The organism is Flagellimonas marinaquae (assembly GCF_003992675.1).
In the GTDB taxonomy this organism is placed as follows: Bacteria; Bacteroidota; Bacteroidia; order Flavobacteriales; family Flavobacteriaceae; genus Flagellimonas; species Flagellimonas marinaquae.
In genome coordinates this window covers 263,967-284,031 of record NZ_RZMZ01000016.1, presented here as the reverse complement: position 1 = coordinate 284,031, position 20,065 = coordinate 263,967, and the positions used below count along the sequence as shown (strand labels likewise).

General features: G+C 43.5%; 14 protein-coding genes. 7 read left to right on the top strand and 7 right to left on the bottom strand.

Annotation, left to right across the window (positions count from 1 at the left end):
- From EO130_RS14935 to EO130_RS14915, 5 genes are all read left to right on the top strand, one after another.
- On the top strand, window positions 1-539 hold a 539-nt coding region (locus tag EO130_RS14935), incomplete at its 5' end, for a serine hydrolase (protein ID WP_206513160.1).
- A 151-nt stretch (window positions 540-690) separates the two neighbouring features.
- Window positions 691-1,659 (top strand): acyl-CoA thioester hydrolase/BAAT C-terminal domain-containing protein, encoded by a 969-nt coding sequence (locus EO130_RS14930; RefSeq protein WP_127142330.1) that lies wholly within the window; start codon window positions 691-693, stop codon window positions 1,657-1,659.
- 412 nt (window positions 1,660-2,071) lie between these two features.
- A complete protein-coding gene (locus EO130_RS14925; protein WP_127142329.1) occupies window positions 2,072-3,613 on the top strand; it encodes an amidohydrolase family protein in 1,542 nt (513 codons plus the stop codon).
- Between the two features lie 161 nt (window positions 3,614-3,774).
- Window positions 3,775-4,500 (top strand): hypothetical protein, encoded by a 726-nt coding sequence (locus EO130_RS14920; protein WP_127142328.1) that lies wholly within the window; start codon window positions 3,775-3,777, stop codon window positions 4,498-4,500.
- Between the two features lie 323 nt (window positions 4,501-4,823).
- Window positions 4,824-5,726, top strand: a complete 903-nt coding sequence (locus EO130_RS14915; protein WP_127142327.1) for a YihY/virulence factor BrkB family protein — start codon at window positions 4,824-4,826, stop codon at window positions 5,724-5,726.
- A gap of 5 nt (window positions 5,727-5,731) precedes the next feature.
- Here EO130_RS14915 and EO130_RS14910 read toward each other — a convergent pair whose 3' ends face one another.
- Together EO130_RS14910 and EO130_RS14905 are read right to left on the bottom strand one after the other, a co-directional pair.
- Window positions 5,732-7,048 carry a serine hydrolase domain-containing protein gene (locus EO130_RS14910; protein ID WP_127142326.1) on the bottom strand — a complete coding sequence of 439 codons (1,317 nt, stop codon included), beginning with the start codon at window positions 7,046-7,048 and terminating at the stop codon, window positions 5,732-5,734.
- Window positions 7,049-7,114: 66 nt separating this feature from the next.
- Window positions 7,115-7,906 carry a helix-turn-helix domain-containing protein gene (locus EO130_RS14905; protein WP_127142325.1) on the bottom strand — a complete coding sequence of 264 codons (792 nt, stop codon included), beginning with the start codon at window positions 7,904-7,906 and terminating at the stop codon, window positions 7,115-7,117.
- Window positions 7,907-8,085: 179 nt separating this feature from the next.
- Here EO130_RS14905 and EO130_RS14900 point away from each other — a divergent pair, with 179 nt between their 5' ends.
- Window positions 8,086-8,835, top strand: coding sequence for a collagen-like triple helix repeat-containing protein (locus EO130_RS14900; RefSeq protein WP_127142324.1), 750 nt, complete (start codon window positions 8,086-8,088; stop codon window positions 8,833-8,835).
- 207 nt (window positions 8,836-9,042) lie between these two features.
- Here EO130_RS14900 and EO130_RS14895 read toward each other — a convergent pair whose 3' ends face one another.
- Together EO130_RS14895 and EO130_RS14890 are read right to left on the bottom strand one after the other, a co-directional pair.
- Window positions 9,043-9,753, bottom strand: coding sequence for a gluconate 2-dehydrogenase subunit 3 family protein (locus EO130_RS14895; RefSeq protein WP_127142323.1), 711 nt, complete (start codon window positions 9,751-9,753; stop codon window positions 9,043-9,045).
- A 4-nt stretch (window positions 9,754-9,757) separates the two neighbouring features.
- Window positions 9,758-11,482 (bottom strand): GMC oxidoreductase, encoded by a 1,725-nt coding sequence (locus tag EO130_RS14890; protein ID WP_127142322.1) that lies wholly within the window; start codon window positions 11,480-11,482, stop codon window positions 9,758-9,760.
- 315 nt (window positions 11,483-11,797) lie between these two features.
- Between EO130_RS14890 and EO130_RS14885 the strand changes: the two genes are divergently transcribed.
- Entirely contained in the window at window positions 11,798-13,042 is a 1,245-nt protein-coding gene (locus EO130_RS14885; protein WP_127142321.1) for an NRAMP family divalent metal transporter, read from the top strand.
- 5 nt (window positions 13,043-13,047) lie between these two features.
- Here EO130_RS14885 and EO130_RS14880 read toward each other — a convergent pair whose 3' ends face one another.
- The 3 genes from EO130_RS14880 to EO130_RS14870 form a co-directional block, all read right to left on the bottom strand.
- Window positions 13,048-14,994 carry an OmpA family protein gene (locus EO130_RS14880; RefSeq protein WP_127142320.1) on the bottom strand — a complete coding sequence of 649 codons (1,947 nt, stop codon included), beginning with the start codon at window positions 14,992-14,994 and terminating at the stop codon, window positions 13,048-13,050.
- Between the two features lies 1 nt (window position 14,995).
- A complete protein-coding gene (locus tag EO130_RS14875; protein ID WP_127142319.1) occupies window positions 14,996-15,985 on the bottom strand; it encodes a PorP/SprF family type IX secretion system membrane protein in 990 nt (329 codons plus the stop codon).
- A gap of 1 nt (window position 15,986) precedes the next feature.
- The coding region (locus EO130_RS14870; RefSeq protein ID WP_127142318.1) for a T9SS type B sorting domain-containing protein at window positions 15,987-20,065 on the bottom strand (4,079 nt) is incomplete at its 5' end.

Below are 20,065 nucleotides of genomic sequence, written 5' to 3'. Positions count from 1 at the left end.
AGCCCCGATTCTCTAGTTATGACCGGTACCTAATTTTGGGAGGAGGTCACGATGAGGGACTAATTAATGGATACTGGCTTGAAAATGGGGAATTAAAACTAGTAGAATTTGACAGCATTGGGTTCACGAAAGAAAGTTGGAGAGATTTCATACCAGCAGGTGGAATCGTTTCAAACGCTCTTGACCTGAATATCTGGGATAACAAACTTCATAATGGGAAAATTTTAAAATCAAATTTTCACAAAAAAATGGTTAAAACAAGTAACAAAGGACCGCACGCCGCTTTTGATAACGACACTATTGGATATGCCTATGGACTTAGAGTACACGACCAGCATAGAACAAAACATTTAGGTCACGGTGGTAGAGGTTTTGGGTTCGCATCTATTAAATTTTACATTCCTGAAACAGATGTAGATGTAATCGTTTGGGAAAATATTTATTCGAGAGACAATAATTGGATGGGAGGAGATGAAGTATATTATTTTGAAAACGAAATCAGAAAAATCGTTGTAAATAGCAACTTAGCAAAAAAATAACAACCGCCAACACCGTATAAACGCAATAGCGGGAATAGTCATAAAACCGATGAAATTGTATAAATTTAAAGTCAGTTATAAGCCGTAAAAGTTAGTGCGTGAAAATTGCTACTGCGCTTATACAAGACCGTTAGCTACAACCTAAAAACTGATGAACAAAAGAAAATACATTATTTCAATAGTAATTATCGCATTACTAGCCATTAGCTATTTTATCGCTGATTCTATTCTCTTTGACGGAGTAAGACCAAAGTTGATAAACCATAATGGGTTTGAAGCAAGTTATTATGTGAAAAACGATTTGGTGAATAAAAAAGCTATCGTCTTAATTGGCGGAGGACAATGGGGCGATTATTGGGCTCGAGAATTTGCAAACAATGGAATGGCAGGTCTGTCATTACCCTATATAGGGAAAGAAGGTCTGCCTAAATTGCCAGAGGAAATTGATTTAGCATACTTTGAAAATGCTATAATCTGGTTATCTAAACAGAAAGAAGTCAACAAAGATAAAATAGTTGTAATAGGAGCATCAAGAAATGCCGAATTAGCGTTATTGATAGCTTCTACATTTCCAGAACTTGTAAGTGGAGTTGTTGCATATTCACCAAGTTCAGTTTCTTGGTCAAATACTGTTTTACCTTATAACTCTGATGAACTAAAACCAAGTTGGATATATAAAGGGATTGAAATTCCTTATCTTCCAATGGAAAAGATTACTGGAAGTGAAACGGATAAAATCGAAATGTTGGAGTATTGGAAAAAGGGCTTGTCAAAAAAGGAATTTGTAAATCAAGCAACTATAAAAGCAGAAAAAATTAATGGTCCTATCTTATTATTTTCAGGAATTGATGATAAAGTTTGGCCATCATCGTTAATGGCTGATATGATAGAAGAAAACTTAAAAAAAGTAAACTTTAAGTATTCTGTTCAGAATATAAAATATGAAAATGCAGGGCATTTAATTTCAAGAAGACCAGAGGAAAAATCGAATGATAGAACTGCAATAATCGATATTAATGGAAAAAATTACGAATATGAATTTGGAGGAACAAATGAAGGAGATTTTAAAGCGAAGAAAGATGCAAAAGTCAAATTAATGGAATTCATAAAGAAATTATAATTCCGTAAAAAAGGCAGTAGCTAACAACGTATAAAAATAATAGCGGTTTAAGTGCTAAAACGAGAATGAAATTTATCAACCAACCAACAGTAATACACCAAAAAGTTAGTGCATAAAAATCCGCTACTATCCTTATACGTAACCGTTGATGGCAATATCCCTTCGGGAACGCAAAACCACGCACGCAGTGCGCTCCCCTTTTGCTGATCGCCATCAATGGGCCTTGTACATTCCACCTCATGACCAACGAATGTTTTTCCTATCTTTAACTAGAGCGACAGGCAAAAGCTAAAGCCATCAACTGCACTTATACCGAATGAGGCGAAACGATGGCTACCCGTGAGGCACGCCTCACTCGCCATAAACAAGGCCCATTGTGTGTAATTAAAAAAATCAACTGGAGAATTTAAATATGAAAAAAGTTTCGACCTTTCTAAAATGGTTTTTTGGTGTAGCCTTTATTGTAATTGTACTCTTGACGATTACGGTATTGTGGTTTGTTAAATCTGAAGAAAAACAACTTTCAGGTGAGAACACTGTAGTTGTTGATGGGTCTAATTTTAAGACTCAATTTGGGAAAATCGCAATAAAAAATATTGGAGTGCTCTCGGCTAATACCGATTCCATACTTCCAAATCAAACAATACTGGTTAACAATGAAATAATTGAATATGTTGGTGAAGCCAAAAATATTCCAAATAACTACATCGTTATTGATGGCCAGGGTAAGTATTTGATTCCAGGTTTAATTGACTCTCATATTCACCCCTATAAAAGTAAAAACGACCTCTTACTTTTCCTCGCTAATGGTATAACCCATGTTGCTACAATGAGTTCGTGGCGAGGACTTTATCTTGAATGGCGAGATGAAGCAAAAAATGGTTCCTTATTGCCTCAACTTTATGTGGCCGCTGGACCAATGAATAGTGCAAAAGACTTTAGAAGCAAAGTATACGGTTCACTGGGTCCAATTCCTGTTTTCAACGATACCATAAAGACCAAAAAAACCGTTGCTGAATTCAAGTCAATGGGATATGATGCACTAAAAGCTTATAGCTTAGATAAAGATAACTACTTTGCAGTTTCTCGAGCCTCTAAAGAATATAATATCCCAATGATTGGCCACCTGACACCTGCCGTAACCCTTGAGGATTTATTTGACTCTAATCAATCTCAGGTTGCACATGTCGAAGAAATCACCAAAGCTATGGAACAAGAATTCGGTGGTCGTTCTAAAATATTCTATGACAATACCGAAGCATACCTTTCCTTTTTAATAGAAAATGCGGATAGTATTGCTAAAAGAATTAAAGAAAAAAATATAACGATTTCCACTACTGTAAATGTTTATCCACGAGCAAAAAAGCAAGATTTGGATTTAAGGAGCTATCTTAAATCTATGGAGATTGAATATGTAAATCCTGGTATTTTGGAAGGGTCTGTATTCAATCCGGGCTGGCTACCTGGAAGCAATAGATATGAAGACCCAAATAATACCGATACGGAAGGAATTAGGAAAGCTAAAATATATTGGGATACCTATATCGAAGCCGTAAATAAAATGACGCTTGCTTTTGCCCGTAATGGCGTGAATCTTACAGCAGGAACTGATGCAGGAAATCCCGGTATTGTTGCTGGGTTTTCACTGCATGACGAATTAGAGCATCTTGCTGATTTAGGTCTAAATAACAAATATGTATTAGATACCGCGACTAAAAACGCCGCCGAATGGCTTGGAAGCAATGCTGGGATAATTGCAGAAGGAAGAACAGCAGATCTGGTTATTTTAAATGGTAATCCGTTGGACAACATAGGAAATACTCGAAACATTAACGCAGTAGTGGTCAGAGGTAAGTATTTAGACAGAAGCGAACTAGATGAAATCTTGAAATTGATAAGAGATGCGAATAATCAAAGCAGAAAAATTAGTGTTGAAGAATATTTATCGAATTGACACATAAAATAACTACACACAACAATGGCTATGAGTAATTGCTTGTTCTCGCTTACTTTGAAAATTCCTGCGGAATTTCCAACTTGGTGTGTCCTTGCAAAGTTAAGTGCTAAACCACGCAACTACTCATAGCCGAGACCGTTGTGCATAAGCTGAAAAAAATGAGCTGGTATTCAAAAATTAAATCGAAAATTGAAAAGAAAGATGATTCACCTGAATTAAAAAAAGGTCAGGTAAAACAGATTTTGATTTCGGAATTTGGCAGAGAATTACCTGAATTTGAATTTTTAGAATATAGAAATGGCTGTTACATTTTCGAGAATGTCCAAGTAATTAATGGTCGAAATGTGTACGAACGTCTTCATATAATATTTGCTTTAAAAGACAGAAATTTTAGCTGTTCTGTAGCCTCAAGAATTAATAAGACCTATTTAAGGTCTAACAGCTACAACACGGGACTAATTAATGGGCATATCAACTTAATTGTTCTGAAAAAAGGAACTGGGGCAATACCAGTTGAAGAAGCCTATTACTTTCACAATGGACGAGTAAAAACCACAACGAAAATTATTGAACAAATAGTTAAGGACATTAAAAATTACGGAATATCGTTTCTTCAAAAACAAGCGAATCAATTTGAGAACAGCGACCTTTTAGCAGCTGGATTTAGTTTTATTGAAAAACTTGAAATTGACAAGGCGGAACTGAATGACGAATTGGAAAAAGATTTAATTTCTGGTGGACATTCAATATCGAGTATTAAAACCGAGACATATTTAAAACTTAAATCAGAATTACAAGGCGTGGCGGGAATTGACAGAGACACGCGAAAAAAAATTCCGAAATTGACATATGAACTATTGGAATTTTACGCTAATGAAAAATAAAAGCCAGTGCACAACAATGGGTATAAAACATAGGGCGGCCAGTGGTTTCCGCAAATTTTCGGCACTTAGCAAGCTTGGTTTCGGGCGGACAGTTAAGTGCTTCGAAATGCCCTACGTTTCATACCCGGAACCGTTGATGGCAATATCCCTTCGGGAACGCAAAACCACGCACGCAGTGCGCTCCCCTATATCCTAAAAAGAATTTGGCAACCCCTGAACGTCCCAATTTAAATTCAACCAGCCGAATGGTATAAATAACCAATCCATCATTTCCATTCCGTTTCAAAATCCGAATCGTACCTTTAAGTGCAAAGAGGTTCCTTTTGTCCAAAACACACACATACGCCAACCGATTTCGGCTCAAAGATTTCCCTTACCTGCTTTGGGACACCTATACCGCTTGGAGCAAGGCCCGCCCATGGCGTTTGAGCGCAGTGGTGGCCTATTATGCGGTGCTATCGTTGCCCGCGCTGTTGGTCATCATCATCAACATTGTGGGGGCCATTTGGGGCGTGGACATCGTACAGGGCCGATTGACGGATGAATTTTCCGTTGCGCTCGGACCCAACGCTGCCCAAACCATTGAAGAAATTGTACAGGACACCCAAAACAAGGATAAAAACTTGATTTCCACCCTCATCGGTATTGCCACCCTCCTCTTTGGTGCCACTGGGGTATTTTACCAGTTAAAAATATCGCTGAACGAGATATGGCGCATCAGGGTATCCAAGGGATTCAACTTTTGGAAATTGGTCACCGAACGGGCCAAAAGCTTTGCTTTTATCCTCGTCATCGGTTTTTTATTGTTGATCAGCTTTATCGTTACGGCTGCCATTGCTGCCCTCAACGATTATCTAAAAAGCTTGATCAGCGAGGCGGCCATTTATTTGGCTTATACTGTCGATATTTTTTCGTCCATTGCCATAATCACGGTCATGTTTGCGCTCATGTTCAAATTCCTGCCCGATGCCAAAATCAAATGGCGGGCCGTTTGGTTCGGCGCCTTTATCACCGCCGTATTGTTCGTGATTGGGAAGTTCTTACTGGGACTCTACTTCGGCGAAGCGAAACCTGGCTCTACCTATGGTGCGGCCGGCACCATAGTTTTGGTACTGCTGTGGGTCTCCTATTCCTGCCTGATTCTCTTTTTTGGCGCACAGTTTACCTATACCTACGCCAAAAAGTACCATATCTATTTTGAGCCCTACCATGAACTGGATGAATAAACTGGCTAAGGGTTCCGTTTTCCTTCGACCACGATGCCCTTCCACCCCATCAGGGCATTATAACTGCCCGAATCATTGGGAACAAACTCAAAAGACTCCTCCGCCTTCGGGTCCTCAAAGAACACGGTCGGACTTTCTGCCTGTAATCTGCCTACTTCTTCCCCTTCTTGAAATAATACCAGCTGTCCATTATTGGCCCTTACCTCCAAAACCAAACCGTCAAAATCGGCAAAGGTGTAGAATCCCACATAGGGTTCCAGTACTTCTGGTTCCACGGTAATGGCCTTCCGGTTGATTTCCTTCGGAAAAGCGACGGGTTGCGATTTTAGCATCTTTGCCATATCATCAATGGCATCAAAAAAGGGCATTTCATCGTAATTCGCGAGCAAAACAAAATCAAAATGGTTCTTCACATCCGTGTACACCTGCGCCCGAATGCCCTTGGAACCCCCATCTTTGGCAATAACGCCCTCTTTGTTGGCCAATAAGGAGGCATAAGGTGCCTGTTGGATATGGTCCAGAAAGGTTTTCAGATCTTCGGCCGTGGAAAAGATACGCGCCGTGCGGAACTCATCCTTTTGAATGTTGTCCACAGTGACCAAATCTCCATTCTTTAGTGTATGGTTCTGTGCCATTTGGCTGACATTATGCTCCTTGACGAAAAAATGTGCTCCGCTGGAATCCATCCCCAATGGCTTGAAGATTTCGTCCACCAGACATTGCGCAAAAGGCTTGCCATAGGTTTGGGAAATGATATAGCATACCAATTCGTAACCCACATTGGAATATTGCGCATCAGTGCCCGGCTCGAACAATAAGGCTTGCTGTTTTGCCAATTCAACAATATCCTCTGGTTCTAACTGGTATTCCTGTCCTTCAAATCCGACCAACTCCCTAGGAAGGCCAGAGGTATGCTCTAACAACATGTTCAAGGTAATCACATCCCCTTGAGGAAACCCCTCTACAAATGCATCCAAGGTCTGATTTTTGGAAAGTTTGCCCTCCAACTCCAATTGGACCAGTAAGTAATGGGCCATGAGTTTGGAAACGGAATGGATATCAAACTGGTAGTCTAGGGCGACATAGGACGAGCTTTCCGGCGATTCATTCAAATTGTAGACTTTTTTCAACAAAAGCGTATCGTTTTTGTACACCAACAGCACACCGTTGAATTTTTGCAACTCCGTCAACTTTGTAAAATAGGTATCCACCGAATCACGAACTCGCTCCATTTGGGGAGAAATCACAACTGCTTCTTTCTCGACTTGCTCGCCACAGGCAACCATCACCATCATCCCAAAAAGCATCAAAATGTATCTCATCACTATTTTTATTTTTGGGCAAAGAACCAAAAAACCAAGCTCCAAAAATTGTAAAAATGGAAACCTTTATTGATGACGCAGCAAAAACTCGGGAAGATTATTGAAAAACTCCATGGGAGCCACGCCACACACTTTTTTAAAGTCGTTGATAAAGTGGGACTGATCAAAATACCCATAATCATAACTGAGTTCGGTCAATGAAACCTCAGCGTGCTTGGCCTTGTACTTTACCAAATCCAAGATTCGAACTGTAATAATGAACTTTTTGAGGCTATATAGCACTTCCCTTTTAAATACTTTGCCCAAATATTGCCTAGACCGCTGAAACTGCTCGCTCAATTCGTTCACCGTGACCATTCCCCGTTTTTCATAAATGGTTTCACAAATGGCACGGACCAGTTCCATGGAAGGGGAAAGCGTTGCCAGTACATGCTGCATCCAAACTTCGGCCATAGCAAAACGTTCTTCTTCCCTAGCCTTAAATATGCCCTGACAGAAGGGTATCAGTCCAGGATGTAGCCGAGAAACATCGACTATTCCACTAGTTCTCACTTCGGAAAAGAAATGGGCGTTGGCCCAAGGTTGCACTTTAATGGTAAAAAAAGTCAGGGAGTTGGCTGCTTCAATGCGATAAGGCGGTTGGAGCTGATGAATGGTAAAAATGGTACTTCCAATCGGTTGGGCCTGTTGGTCCGGACCATAATAAAAATACCCGTCGGCCTCCTTGAAGAACACAAAATCATAACAGCAATCATCGATAATAGGAATCCGACCCGACCTTTCACCCATATGGATGTAATAGCACTCCCTAAAAAGGGCATCCAAAGGGAGTTGGGGATGATGATTGGCAAGAACCACAAGTTAGTTTTTCAAAATGTAAGATACGGACTATTTGATACGATTTCCAATACCCAAAAAATGCATCCGTCAGATCAGAAGGGGCATCCGTCAGATCGGAAGGGGCATCCGTCAATTGGCGTACTAAAAAAATACTGTATTTACCTTTCTTTACCCCTTTAATCTTTAAAAATAATTTTATGAAAACAATGAGATTACTTAGCATGGGCCTATTGGCCGTATGCCTTTCTGTGACCTCCTGCTCCCCAGAAGATGGTAAGGACGGTCTTCCAGGAGCTCAAGGGCCACAAGGTGAACAAGGAATTCAAGGGCCACAGGGCGAACAAGGGCCACAAGGGGAAGCTGGACAAGATGGAGCCGATGGACAAGATGGTGCCAATGGTGAAGGTTTTGATGAACTGACCCAATACGGCCATATAACCATGACGCTGCAAGGCACGCGCCCAGACGGAGAACCCTTTGAGGATACCAGTTCGTTTAAATTTACAGCTTTAGAAGCCGAGGACCTTGAAAGTAGCAATTTGGTGGTCACTTCACAAGAGGGCGATAATTCGTATCACGAGTTTAATATTCAACGTTTTCTTACGGCCCCTGATGATGTCTTCAATGAAACAACAATTTTTTTCTATTTGAATATATCAAATTTAGGAACTGACTTGGAGGACTATGAACCGGGAAGTTATTTTGAAATCACACAATACGGTGTTATAGGAGCAGATAATAAGTTCTTTATTATGAATGATTATTACCAATTCAACCAACCTGGGGTTTCAGATTTGGAATACACCAATCTGGTTTGGGACGATGCCACCAACCACTTGACTTTTTCCTATTCCTTTATGGTAACTGCTGCCAGCAATGATTCCGGTCACGAGCTTACCGTATCTGGGGATGTGGATGTGTTCCTATTGGAGCTAATCCAACCCTAATTGCATTTTGACCTAAACACCTAGTTAAGTTAACCAATTTATAAAAGAGGCTGTCTAAAAAGCTATAATATTTGAACCTTGTCAGGTTGAGCGCAGTCGAAACCCATTGATTAATCAATGTGTCAATGTGTCTTAAGTTCTTGACTACGCTCGAACTGACATGTAGACTGCTTTTTGGAACAGCCTCTTTGCTTTTATCCTAAAAATCTAGGTCAACAAATTTCCATCTTCATCCCATTCGGCGATGATGCCGCGCTTGCTTTGGTCCACACATTTCGCCAACCATTCCTCATCGTAAGATACGCCATGCTGGTCCAACACATCTTGCGGTACCCCGTCCCACACATTGGGCTGGTTGCCTTTGTACCCAATTTCCTCTATCCCTATTTTGCTTGTGTAAAAACCGGTCATGGTCAGGTTACGTACCAATGAGAAAAAATTTACCTCGAAAGGCCGCTCATTACGTGGGATTTCAGGGTTGTAGTAAGCAATTCCATCTAAAATCTCCTTTTGCTGTTCCACAGTAGCACTTTTGAACTCCGTCCCATATTCGGTGTTGCTCTTGTGGTCCAACCACATAATTCCACCCCTCAGGTCGGGTTGCAGGGTCTCCTCGTCCTTGCTCATAAACTCGATAAAGCTCACCACATCGGCATCCGATGCACCCTTGAAATCTTCCGAGGGCGGCAAGATCAAATCACAGAGTATCGTGAGCGTTTCCATCTCGTGGGGATTCAAAAATTGTTCGTCCTGCAGTTCATGAATCAATTCCGTCTCCAGTGGTACCCTTCCCGGATAGGTAATCTTTGGTGCCTCTACCAATTCTGTACCTTCTGTGGAAGGTTTGCATCCGTGCAGTGCCAATCCTCCCGCAACGGAACCCAATACGATTGACTTTAAACTCTTTCTTCTGTCCATTCCGTTAGATATTTTGTTGTTTGAGTTGTTCCACGATATACTCCGAAGCGCGCATCGAGAGCGCCAGTATGGTCCAGGTACAGTTCTTGTCCGCCTGCGACACAAAGGGTCCTGCATCTACGATAAAGACGTTGTCCACATCGTGCAACTGTTGGTATTTGTTGGTCACCGAGGTCTTTGGGTCATCCCCCATCCGGGTTGTACCCACCTCGTGGATGATGTTCCCCGGGTTGTGCAGGCCATAGTTGGTATCCTTTCCTGGCTTCTTGCCCAGAGGTTCTCCCCCCATATTGATCAAGATTTCCTCAAAGGTATCCTGCATGTGTTTGGCCTGATTGATCTCGTACTGACTCCATTTGTAGTGGAAGCGAAGCACCGGAATCCCGAACTCGTCAACCGTGGTCGGGTCGATCTCGCAGTAGTTCTCCTTCCTTGCGATGGACTCTCCCCTTCCGGCCATACCTACAACGGCGCCGTAGTATTTTTTGGCATCACTTCGCAGTACATCGCCATAGCCACCAACCTTGGTCCCGAAGAACTTATTAAACTCGTTCACATTAAAGCCAAAGCCATAACTGGGCATGCCCATGCCACCCCACACCTCGATGTGGTAACCCCGTGGGAAGTCCAACTTGGAATTATCGCCCCACCACGGAGAGTATACGTGCATACCGCCCACTCCATCCTCGTTGTAGGACACTTTGCGGTTCATTAAATCGGGAATAAACGCAGCCCTGTCCGCTCCAGTAGAGTCGTGCAGGTACTTACCTACGATATCGCTGCTGTTCCCCAACCCATTCGGGTGCTGCTTGCTCTTGGAGTTCAAAAGGATACGGGCCGAACTACAGGCCGAGGCCCCTAGCACAACCACCTTTCCCTTGAGCTTATATTCTTTTCTATCTTCTTTGTTGATGTAGGACACACCCGTAGCCCTACCCTCTTCATTCGTGGTCACTTCCCTAACCATGCAGTTCACGAACAGGTCAATTTGACCTCCATTTTTCTGGGCGGGGAAAATCAAACAGGTACCTGCGGAGAAATCGGCATATACTTGGCAGGCGCGGTTACACTGTCCACAGTAGAAGCATACCCCGCGCTCGTTATTGATTTTCTTGGTGAGCATCGACATCCTTGAAGGGTACACCGGGATATTGCTCTTTCTGGCTCCTTTGATGTAGAACAACTCGTGCAACCTTGGTTTGGGCGGTGGCAAAAAGAAGCCATCCGGGTCGTTGGGAAGCCCTTCGTTGGTACCGAAGACCCCAATGAGTTTGTCCACCTTGTCGTAATACGGTTTTACGTCGTCATAACTTATGGGCCAGTTGTCCCCGTGACCGTCCACATCCTTGTGCTTAAAGTCCTGAGGGCCAAAACGAAGGGAAATCCTTCCCCAGTGGTTGGTCCTGCCCCCCAGCATCCGCGAACGGAACCATTCGAATTTTGTCCCATCCTTTTGCGTATAAGGCTCGCCCTCGATGTCCCATCCGCCATAGGCCGCATCGAAATCACCAAAGGGACGGAAACGGGTGCTCTTGCCACGGCGAGGACTTTCGTAAGGCCATTTTAATTGGGTTTGATGTTCGGGCATGGCAGGATCATAGAACGGTCCGGCCTCCACTACGGCCACTTTAAGTCCAGCTTCGGACAGCACCTTGGCCGACATGCCTCCACCGGCACCGGAGCCCACAATTATGGCATCGTAGACCGTCGAATTCTCAATTATCTGCATTGGTTTTGTTTGGTTTAGTTAATCTATTACAAATCAAATCATTGCTGAAAAAACACAAGACAACAATCTGATTCCGGTTTCCTTAAGTTGGTTTTAAAGATACTTTTTCTATGCATAAAACGGGCGTTTTTTGCCATTTTTCCTCCAACATCAAATCGTTAAAACTCATCAAAATAACCAATATGGAAGAAACATGACTTTTCACATTCCCTTTGATTTACCTTAAAAAATTGCATTGTCCTTGTTTCATCAAATAACAGAACACTTTCGGGAAAAAAACATATCTTCCTGTCTGAAAATTAACCAACAAACTGCATGAAGGCACTGCTAAAAGCACTTGGACCAGGCCTCCTGTTCGCCAGTATGGCCATAGGCACCTCCCATTTGGTACTGTCCACCAAAGCTGGCGCACAATACGGCTGGGTCATGATCATTCCCATCATTTTGGCCAATTTGCTCAAATACCCTTTTTTTGAATTCGGCATTCGTTATACCACGGTAACGGAAAAGAGCTTGATCGAGGGCTATGCCAATCTGGGCAAAACCTATTTATGGATCTATGCCTTTGTCACCTTGATTTCCACCTTTACCATTTTGGCAGCACTTTATGTGGTCACGGCTGGGCTATTCATGAACCTGTTCCATGTAACCTCAGTGGGCACCGGGGCCATCTCTTTGGGACTGTTTGTTTTCATCAGTTTGATACTTATTATAGGGAAATACCGCTTTTTGGAAAATTCTTTAAAGGCGGTCATCACCATCCTTTTTGTTGCCTTGCTGATTACAACCATCCTAGTTTTGCAAAAAGGTCCTGTTCCGGATAGCGAATCCTATCAACGGCCGGAAATCTTTAACGAAGTGGGTATTCTCTTTTTGATCGGACTTGTAGGCTGGATGCCTACGGCAGTGGAGGCTTCGGGCTGGGTGAGCCTTTGGGGGATGGAGAACCTAAAAACAATGAAACGAAAGCCCTCGCTCAAACTTGCCCTTCAAGAATTTAACGTTGGCTATATACTGACCGCTGTTTTGGCCGTTTTTTTTATGATTATTGGTTGGATGACCCTCTACGGCACTGGCACGGAACTAAGCAACAACTCCGTGGTATTTGCCGATCAGTTGGTAAACCTGTTTACCACCCACATTGGGAATTGGGCCTACTTTTTTATTGCTGTTGCTGCCTTTGCGACCATGTTCAGCACTTGCATGACGGCGCATGATGCCATTTCAAGGGTAAGCTTGGATGTACTCCAAAAGTTGTATCCCCAAAAACACATCAACAATGCCAAACACTCGTTTGCCCTGATGGTCCTTGTCATGGCTTGGATTAACTGGATCGTCATTAGCCTATTCAGTGCCAACATGGGCCAATTGGTCGCCTTGGCCACCTTTGTATCCTTTGTATTTGCTCCTTTGCTCGGCTGGATGAACCTAAAAACGGTCACTGGAAAAGATATGCCAACAGCACACAGACCCAAATTGGGACTTAGGGCACTCACCTACTGCGGCATGATTTTCCTATCCCTTTTCGCGCTTTATTATTGTTGGATGCTTTTGATGTAGATAGGCTAGTTGAACAGAACGTTATCGTTAAGGACCACAATAAGGGAACGTTGGTTCTTTTTATGCAAGGATTCCAAACAGAACACACCATTGGTACAGTTGTTCAAAATGTTGTCTTCTCCGTAGCCTATCGAATAGAGAATGGTCGATGCGGGAACTCCTTGTTCCACCAAATACTTTTTGATGTTATCGGAACGTGCCTGGGTCAGTTTAAAATTGGTACTGCTTCCGCCACGACTATCCGTATAGGTTTCAATCCTGAGCTGTGCCTGCGGAAAGGCTTCCACAAATTCCACTACTTTGTTAAGCTCGCTTTTGATTTCATCGGTCAACTGGGTGGAACTGGTATTAAAGTAGAAATTGTCCAACTTCACCACTTTTTGACCTTCTCGTTCTTCTACCAAATCGTTATAAAAGGCCAATGGAACATCATAACTGTTGTTTTGGAGGTTGTCCAATTCGTCTTGACCTAACTTTTGGATATATCGGGAATAGCGTTCTTTTGAGGCATCGAGCACCAATTCGGTCTCGTAAGGGATCTCTAAACGATATTGCCCTTCGGCATCCGAAGTGGTAGCCGCCAACATTTCCCCGTTCATGTCCCAAAGACTGACCGCTGCATTAGGTACTACTTCGCCCGATTTACTGGAGTTGACAACGGTACCCTTGAACGTAATCGTCTTTAGGCCCGGTTTTTCGTCCACCTTAAAACCATAAATATCATCCTTTCCTTTTCCGCCAGGTCGATTTGAAGCAAAATAACCCAAGAGACCTTCTCCTTCGTTTCTTATGATCATGCCAAAGTCGTCGAACTCCGAGTTGATGGGTTCCCCTAAATTGATGGGAATCCCGAAGCCTTCGCCATCAATATTGGACTTGTAGATGTCCATGCCTCCAAGCCCATAAAATACATCCGAAGCAAAGTAAAAGCTGTTCTCGAAAATATAGGGTGCAATCTCATTGCCGGAGGAATTGATACGTGGTCCCAAATTAATGGGTGCCGACATCACCTGTCCGTTATTGGTATACACAAAATAGATGTCCGTACCACCATAACCATCTTCAAAATCGGCAGAAAAAAAGAGTCGGCCGCTGGCATCATCATAAAACGGATAATAAAATGAAGTGCTCAAATCCTTCAGCAATAGCTGATATGAGCCTCCAATATTTTGCTTGGCTATGGCCAGGGCATTTTTTCCATTTGCATCAAAAGCCAGTTCGCCATCCTGTGTATTGGACAATACATAGAACACGCTGTTTAGCTCGGGCGAATATGATGGAGTGGCTTCATGATAGTCAATATCTTGAAGTTCCTCAAATGGCTTAACCGATGTAACCTGTCCTGTTGGCTGTATCTCGGATTCATAAATGTTAAAGTAACCCTCGTTCCCTGGCTCGTAGCGCAATTTTTTATTGACCTGTCGACCACTGGAAAACAAGAGTTTATCAGCAAAGAAACTCGGTGCAAAATCGGTTTGGGGACTGTTCCCGTCCAAATTGAAGATGTCGTATTTCAATTGATTTTCATCAGAGCCATTTTGCAAAAGCTGATTATTGAACTCCATTTTCTCCATCAACTCTTTTGGAAAAGCGGTAGCAATTTGGGTCAAAAAATCCTTGGTTCCGTCGGATTTAGGAGTCTTTGAAAGGCTTTGCAGCATTTTGTTGTAATGATGCGCATCCATCAACGAATCCTTTTCATAAATGGACTGATAAGCGTTTGCAGCCTTCTGATAATTGTTTGTTTCAAAATAGGCGTCGGCAAGATTGAGAAACTGCTGTTGGGTCAAAGTTCCTTCGGACAATTCCCTTTCATAAGCGTTCACTGCCTTTTGGTACTCGTATTGAAAAAAGAAAACATCGCCTTGGGACTTCTTTTTTTGACCGAAGCTGAAAAGCACGCCCAGTACAAAGGCCCAAAGTGTCAGTTGAATGTTTTTTGCCGCGTTCATATTAGAAGAATCTAGGGGAATCAATCTGTTTTCCTTTATTTTTTGAGTTCTTGTTTTTTGATTTATTGTTTCCAGAGCCAAAACCGCCCCTTCCAATATAAAATTTTAGGATAGCCTCGTGGGAACCACCACTGAATTCTCCCAAGCTATTGGTATTATAGTCGTAAGCGTAACCGATAAACATACCGTTGGAAATCTGAAAACCGGCCAGGCCGCTCACGGCATTGTCAATTCGGTAGGATGCACCGATGGTAAGGGCATCAATAAACTGAAAATTCGCCGATAGGTTTACGGTAACTGGGGAACCTTGGAGGTAGTTCACCAGAAAAGCTGGTTTAAACTTGGTCTGTTCACCCAATTCGAACACATAGCCACCAATGGCATTCACCTGCATATTATCTTCCACGATGGTCGCCACTTCGTTATTGTAAAGGGCGTTTGTCAAAAAGTTGGGCACGGACACCCCAAGGTACCAATCCTCTTCATGGTACATAAAAAGTCCAGCCCCGACCGTGGGGTAAAAGCTATTGAAAGTGCCTCCCAATATGGACCCATCAGAAGGATTTTCAAAAGTTCCTTTGGAATAGTCTATGTTGAGCGAGGAACCTCCGGCGTTCAGTCCGAACGAAAGTTTGGTCTCGTCCGACAATTGAATTTGGTAGGAATAAGCAATATCAAAAAAAGTCTGCGTGGAAGGCCCCAGCTCATCGTTCACGATGTTGATGCCCAATCCCATCTTCTCATTATTGAAAGGAATATTGGCCCCTCCCCTAATGGTGGTCGGTGCTCCGGGGATGTCCACCCATTGCGCCCGATAGAGCCCAATAATCTCTGGACTTTCCACGGTGCCCACATAGGCCGGGTTAAAACTCCCAATATTGTACATGTATTGGGTATACTGCGGTTCCTTTTGGGCAAATGTTTGACCCAAGGCCATGCAAAAGCCCACAAAAGCTATGATATATTTTGACAAACCTGTTGTATCTGGCATTTTAGTTGTCTCTTACAATTTGTATCCATCCTTTCACCACATCGGTTCCATCGCCATTGAGGTCTAGGATATAGAAGTAGGTCCCTTTGGGCAACTGTCCGTTCTTGCCTGTTCCGTCCCACGAACTATCGTAACCATCCATTTGGAACACACTGTTTCCGTAGCGGTCGAATATTTCCAAGGATGCCTGTGTGTACAGACTCTCTGAACCCACCAATTTCAACGTATCGTTTACTCCATCACCATTGGGTGAAAAGATATTACAGATGGTTCCCGGGTCCTCACATTGACTTCGGTTCACCGTTACCAAGACAGTGCTCGAATTATTGGCTAGAACACCGTCATTAGGGAACGACGATGCCAATATGGCTGTGTTCTCCAAGTTTCCGGCTTCCACGGCAACAACCGTGATTTCAAGTGTAACCTCCTCCTCTGCGGTGAGTTCATCGATGGTCCATTCGCCCGTATTCTCGTTATAACTTCCTTTGGAAGCTGTGCTGGAGCGGTATTCGAAGCCAGCAACCAAAATATCGTTTACCACAATATCCAACACTCTGTCCATGGTCGTATTCTGGAGAGTTATGGTGAATATTACTTCAGAATTCAGCAATACTTCATTTCTATTGACCTCCTTAGTTATGCCCAAATCTATATCCACTGGGTTACAATCGGGTGTCAAGAAAGGATCACAAGCATCCAAAGGGTCGGTGGCGTTATCTGGAACGGCCTCGGTGCTAGGGTCATCCACTATCAAAACTTCCTCTCCATCGGTAAGGCCATCGCCATCGGTATCTGGGTCATTGGGGTTGGTTCCAAGATTAGTTTCCTCTCCATCCGTAAGTCCATCGCCATCGGTATCCACGGTACAATCACTTACCGAAATGGTCACCTGAACGGAAGTTGGCGTACATGGAGCTTCGGCTGTTGTCGTATATTCAAAAACATAATTGCCTACGGGCAGCCCTGTAAAATCAACATTATTTGCAGAGCCAATACTTAGGGTACCGCTGGACGGGTCCGTTATAATGGCCCATGTCCCAGGGTCGGCACCGGTCAGGGTATCGTCCAAATCAATCACGTTAGGACCTCCGTTCCCTGCTATATTGCACGCAGCTGTATTTGTGGGCGTTCCTGCATTGGGTGAATCGGTTATGGTGGCCACTACTTCCACACGCTCCGATTCACAGCCGTTGGCCCTAGCCGTGACATAAAAAGAGGTGGTTTCTGTTAACGTATTGGTGGTATAGGTGGCACTAGTCCCCACAATGTTCCCTCCGGTCGGGGCATCATACCACGTATAGGTAATGGTGCTGGCATCAGCTACGGATGCCGTTGCCGATAGTGTCAACTCGGCAGAACCACAACTCGTATCTCCTGATGTACTATCAATGGTGGGCGTAAAGTTACGGACCAAGGTAATGGCCAGTACCGGACTGCCGCAATCGTTGGGTTCATCATAATAAAAACCGTAATACGTTCCGGGCTCCACGACGGTGCTACTAATCAAATGTGCCTCAGTTTCCGTAGGAACATTACTTGTACTCCAGGTAAGGACCGTACCTGCTGGTGCGGTACTGCTCACATAAGTATCCAAATCGGTATTGACGTCATCGCAGAACTCAATGGTAATATCAGTACCGTTGAATACGGGTGCTGTATCGCCTGCATTGCAGGGAAGCGAGCAATCAATTACTGTGATTGTCAACTCGACGGTATCATTTACGCAAGGTGCTACTGCGGTATTGGTGGTATAGGTAAATACATAGTCACCCAAAGGTTGACCATCAAAATTTATGGTATTATCCGGATTAATGGTGATGGAAGACCCTAATTGTGAACTGGTCAATGTCCAAGACCCTGAATCTTGATTATTGATACGATTGTCTAGATCAATAAGGGTACTCCCTCCGCTTTCCGTGGTGTTGCATACCGTACCTCCCGTGGTGGTGCCCGCATTGGGGGCTTCGTTTACGGATAGTGTTACCGTTACTATACTTGGACTGGCACAATCATTCAAACTATCATAATAAAAGCCATAGTAGGTATCCTGATTGACCACTTGTGCACCAGTGATGACACTAGACCCCAAATAATCTCCGGTTTGACTGGAATCGGGATTGGTACTCCAAACCAACTGGGTTCCCGCTGGTCCAGTTCCATCAACATAATCATCCAAATCTTGGCTAAAATCGCTAAATGTATCGACACAAAATTCAGTACCGGAATCATTGAGTATGGGTACCGATGACCCAGCGGCACAAGCGTCATCATTATTAATGGTAACTGTAGCCGTGTCCGAAATATCGACGGTCAAAGTCGTACTTCCCAAATTGGCCATAGAGACCTGAAGCGTTTCGTTACCTTCGATGAGGGCATCTGGGGTTGGTATTACTTCAAACGTCTGAATTTCTCCGGCTGTACCAGCAAACGTCAAGGTTTCATTGAGCGGAGTGTAATCGGAATTTGCCGTTGTGGCGGTTCCATCCGATGACAATACGTCTACCGTAAATCCGCCCGTAACTTCGTTGTTCAAGGTGGCTGAAACGGTTATGGGCCCATCATCCTCGTTACCATTTGTATTGGAGATGGTAACTGTTGCGCTGTCATCATCAATATTCTCGACAGAAACCGTTTGACTCAGTCCTAAATATGAAATTGCACTTCCCAAAGCGACGCTAACATCGACATCATAAGTTTGAATACCGTCCACAATGGCGTCATCCACACCTGTTACTGTTACGGTTTGGGGAGTATCCCAATTTGCAGTTGTAAATGTTAAGGTAGATGGTGAAACCGTACCCTCCGTAACATCGTTGGAGGTAATATTGAAAACCACATTACTAATCAAGGTTCTACGATTAAGCACCACGGTAAAGGTGTCAGTGCTACCATCTTCAGAAGTTGACGTATCCCCATCTGATTCTACAATGGTAAATCCAGCCACATCATCATCCGAGTTGGTTACAGAGACTGTATCGGCCAAATTGTCAAAAGCGTTATCACTGGCCCCATTGTTTACGGTAATATTTATATTGAATGTTTGAGCATCATCTATAATAAAATCATCCTCCCCAGTCACCGTTATAATTTGTGGGGTATCCCAATTGGCCGGGGTAAACGTTAGAAGTGAAGGGGAAACGGTAGCCTCACCAGTATCCCCGGATACAATATCAAAGACCACATTACTAGTTGGTTGTACGTCCAAAACTACCGAAAACGTATCCGTTGCCCCATCTTCCGAGGTGTTAGTAGTCCCGTCGGTCTCCACAACGGTAAAGCTCGCAGAATCGTTGTCGTTGTTGGTAACCGGAACGGTTTCCAAAAGCCCGTCAAAGTCATCGTCGCTAGCACCATCATTCACGGTTACATTCACATCAAAAGACTGGTTCCCGTCAATTACGGCATCATCTACCCCAGTAACTGTAACTTCTTGAGGGATATCCCAATTCCCTGTGGTAAATGTCAAGGTTGTTGGTGAAACCGTGCCTTCAGCAACATTATTAGATGTGATATCCAAAACAACATCCGTTGCAGGTTGGGCATCCAGGACCACATTGAAGGTATCTGTAGTTGCATCTTCAGATGTGATTGTGTTCCCATCAGTTTCTGTAATGGTGATACCTGCTATATCATTGTCCGTGTTTTGTGCATTTACAACCTGTGAAAGCCCATCAAAATCATCATCACTTGATGCATCAACCACGCTAATAGTGACAGTAAATGGTTGATTGCCATCAATAAGATTATCGTCCACTCCCGTGATCGTAACGGTCTGTGGAGTATCCCAATTCGCATTGGTAAAGGTCAACTGGCCTGTGTTGACAGTACCCTCACCCAAATCGCTAGAAACGATATTTACCACTACATCACTTGCCGGTTGAGCCCCTAATGCTACGGTAAAAGTATCCGTTGTTGCTTCTTCTGACGTTATGGTGTTTCCGTCTGTTTCGACAACGATTAGCGAAGCGGTATCATCGTCCGCATTGTCTACGGATACCGTTTGGGCCGCCAAAGAATCAAAGGCGTCGTCGCTGTTCGCCGCATCGACGCTTATCGTTATATCGTAGGTCTGGGTGCCGT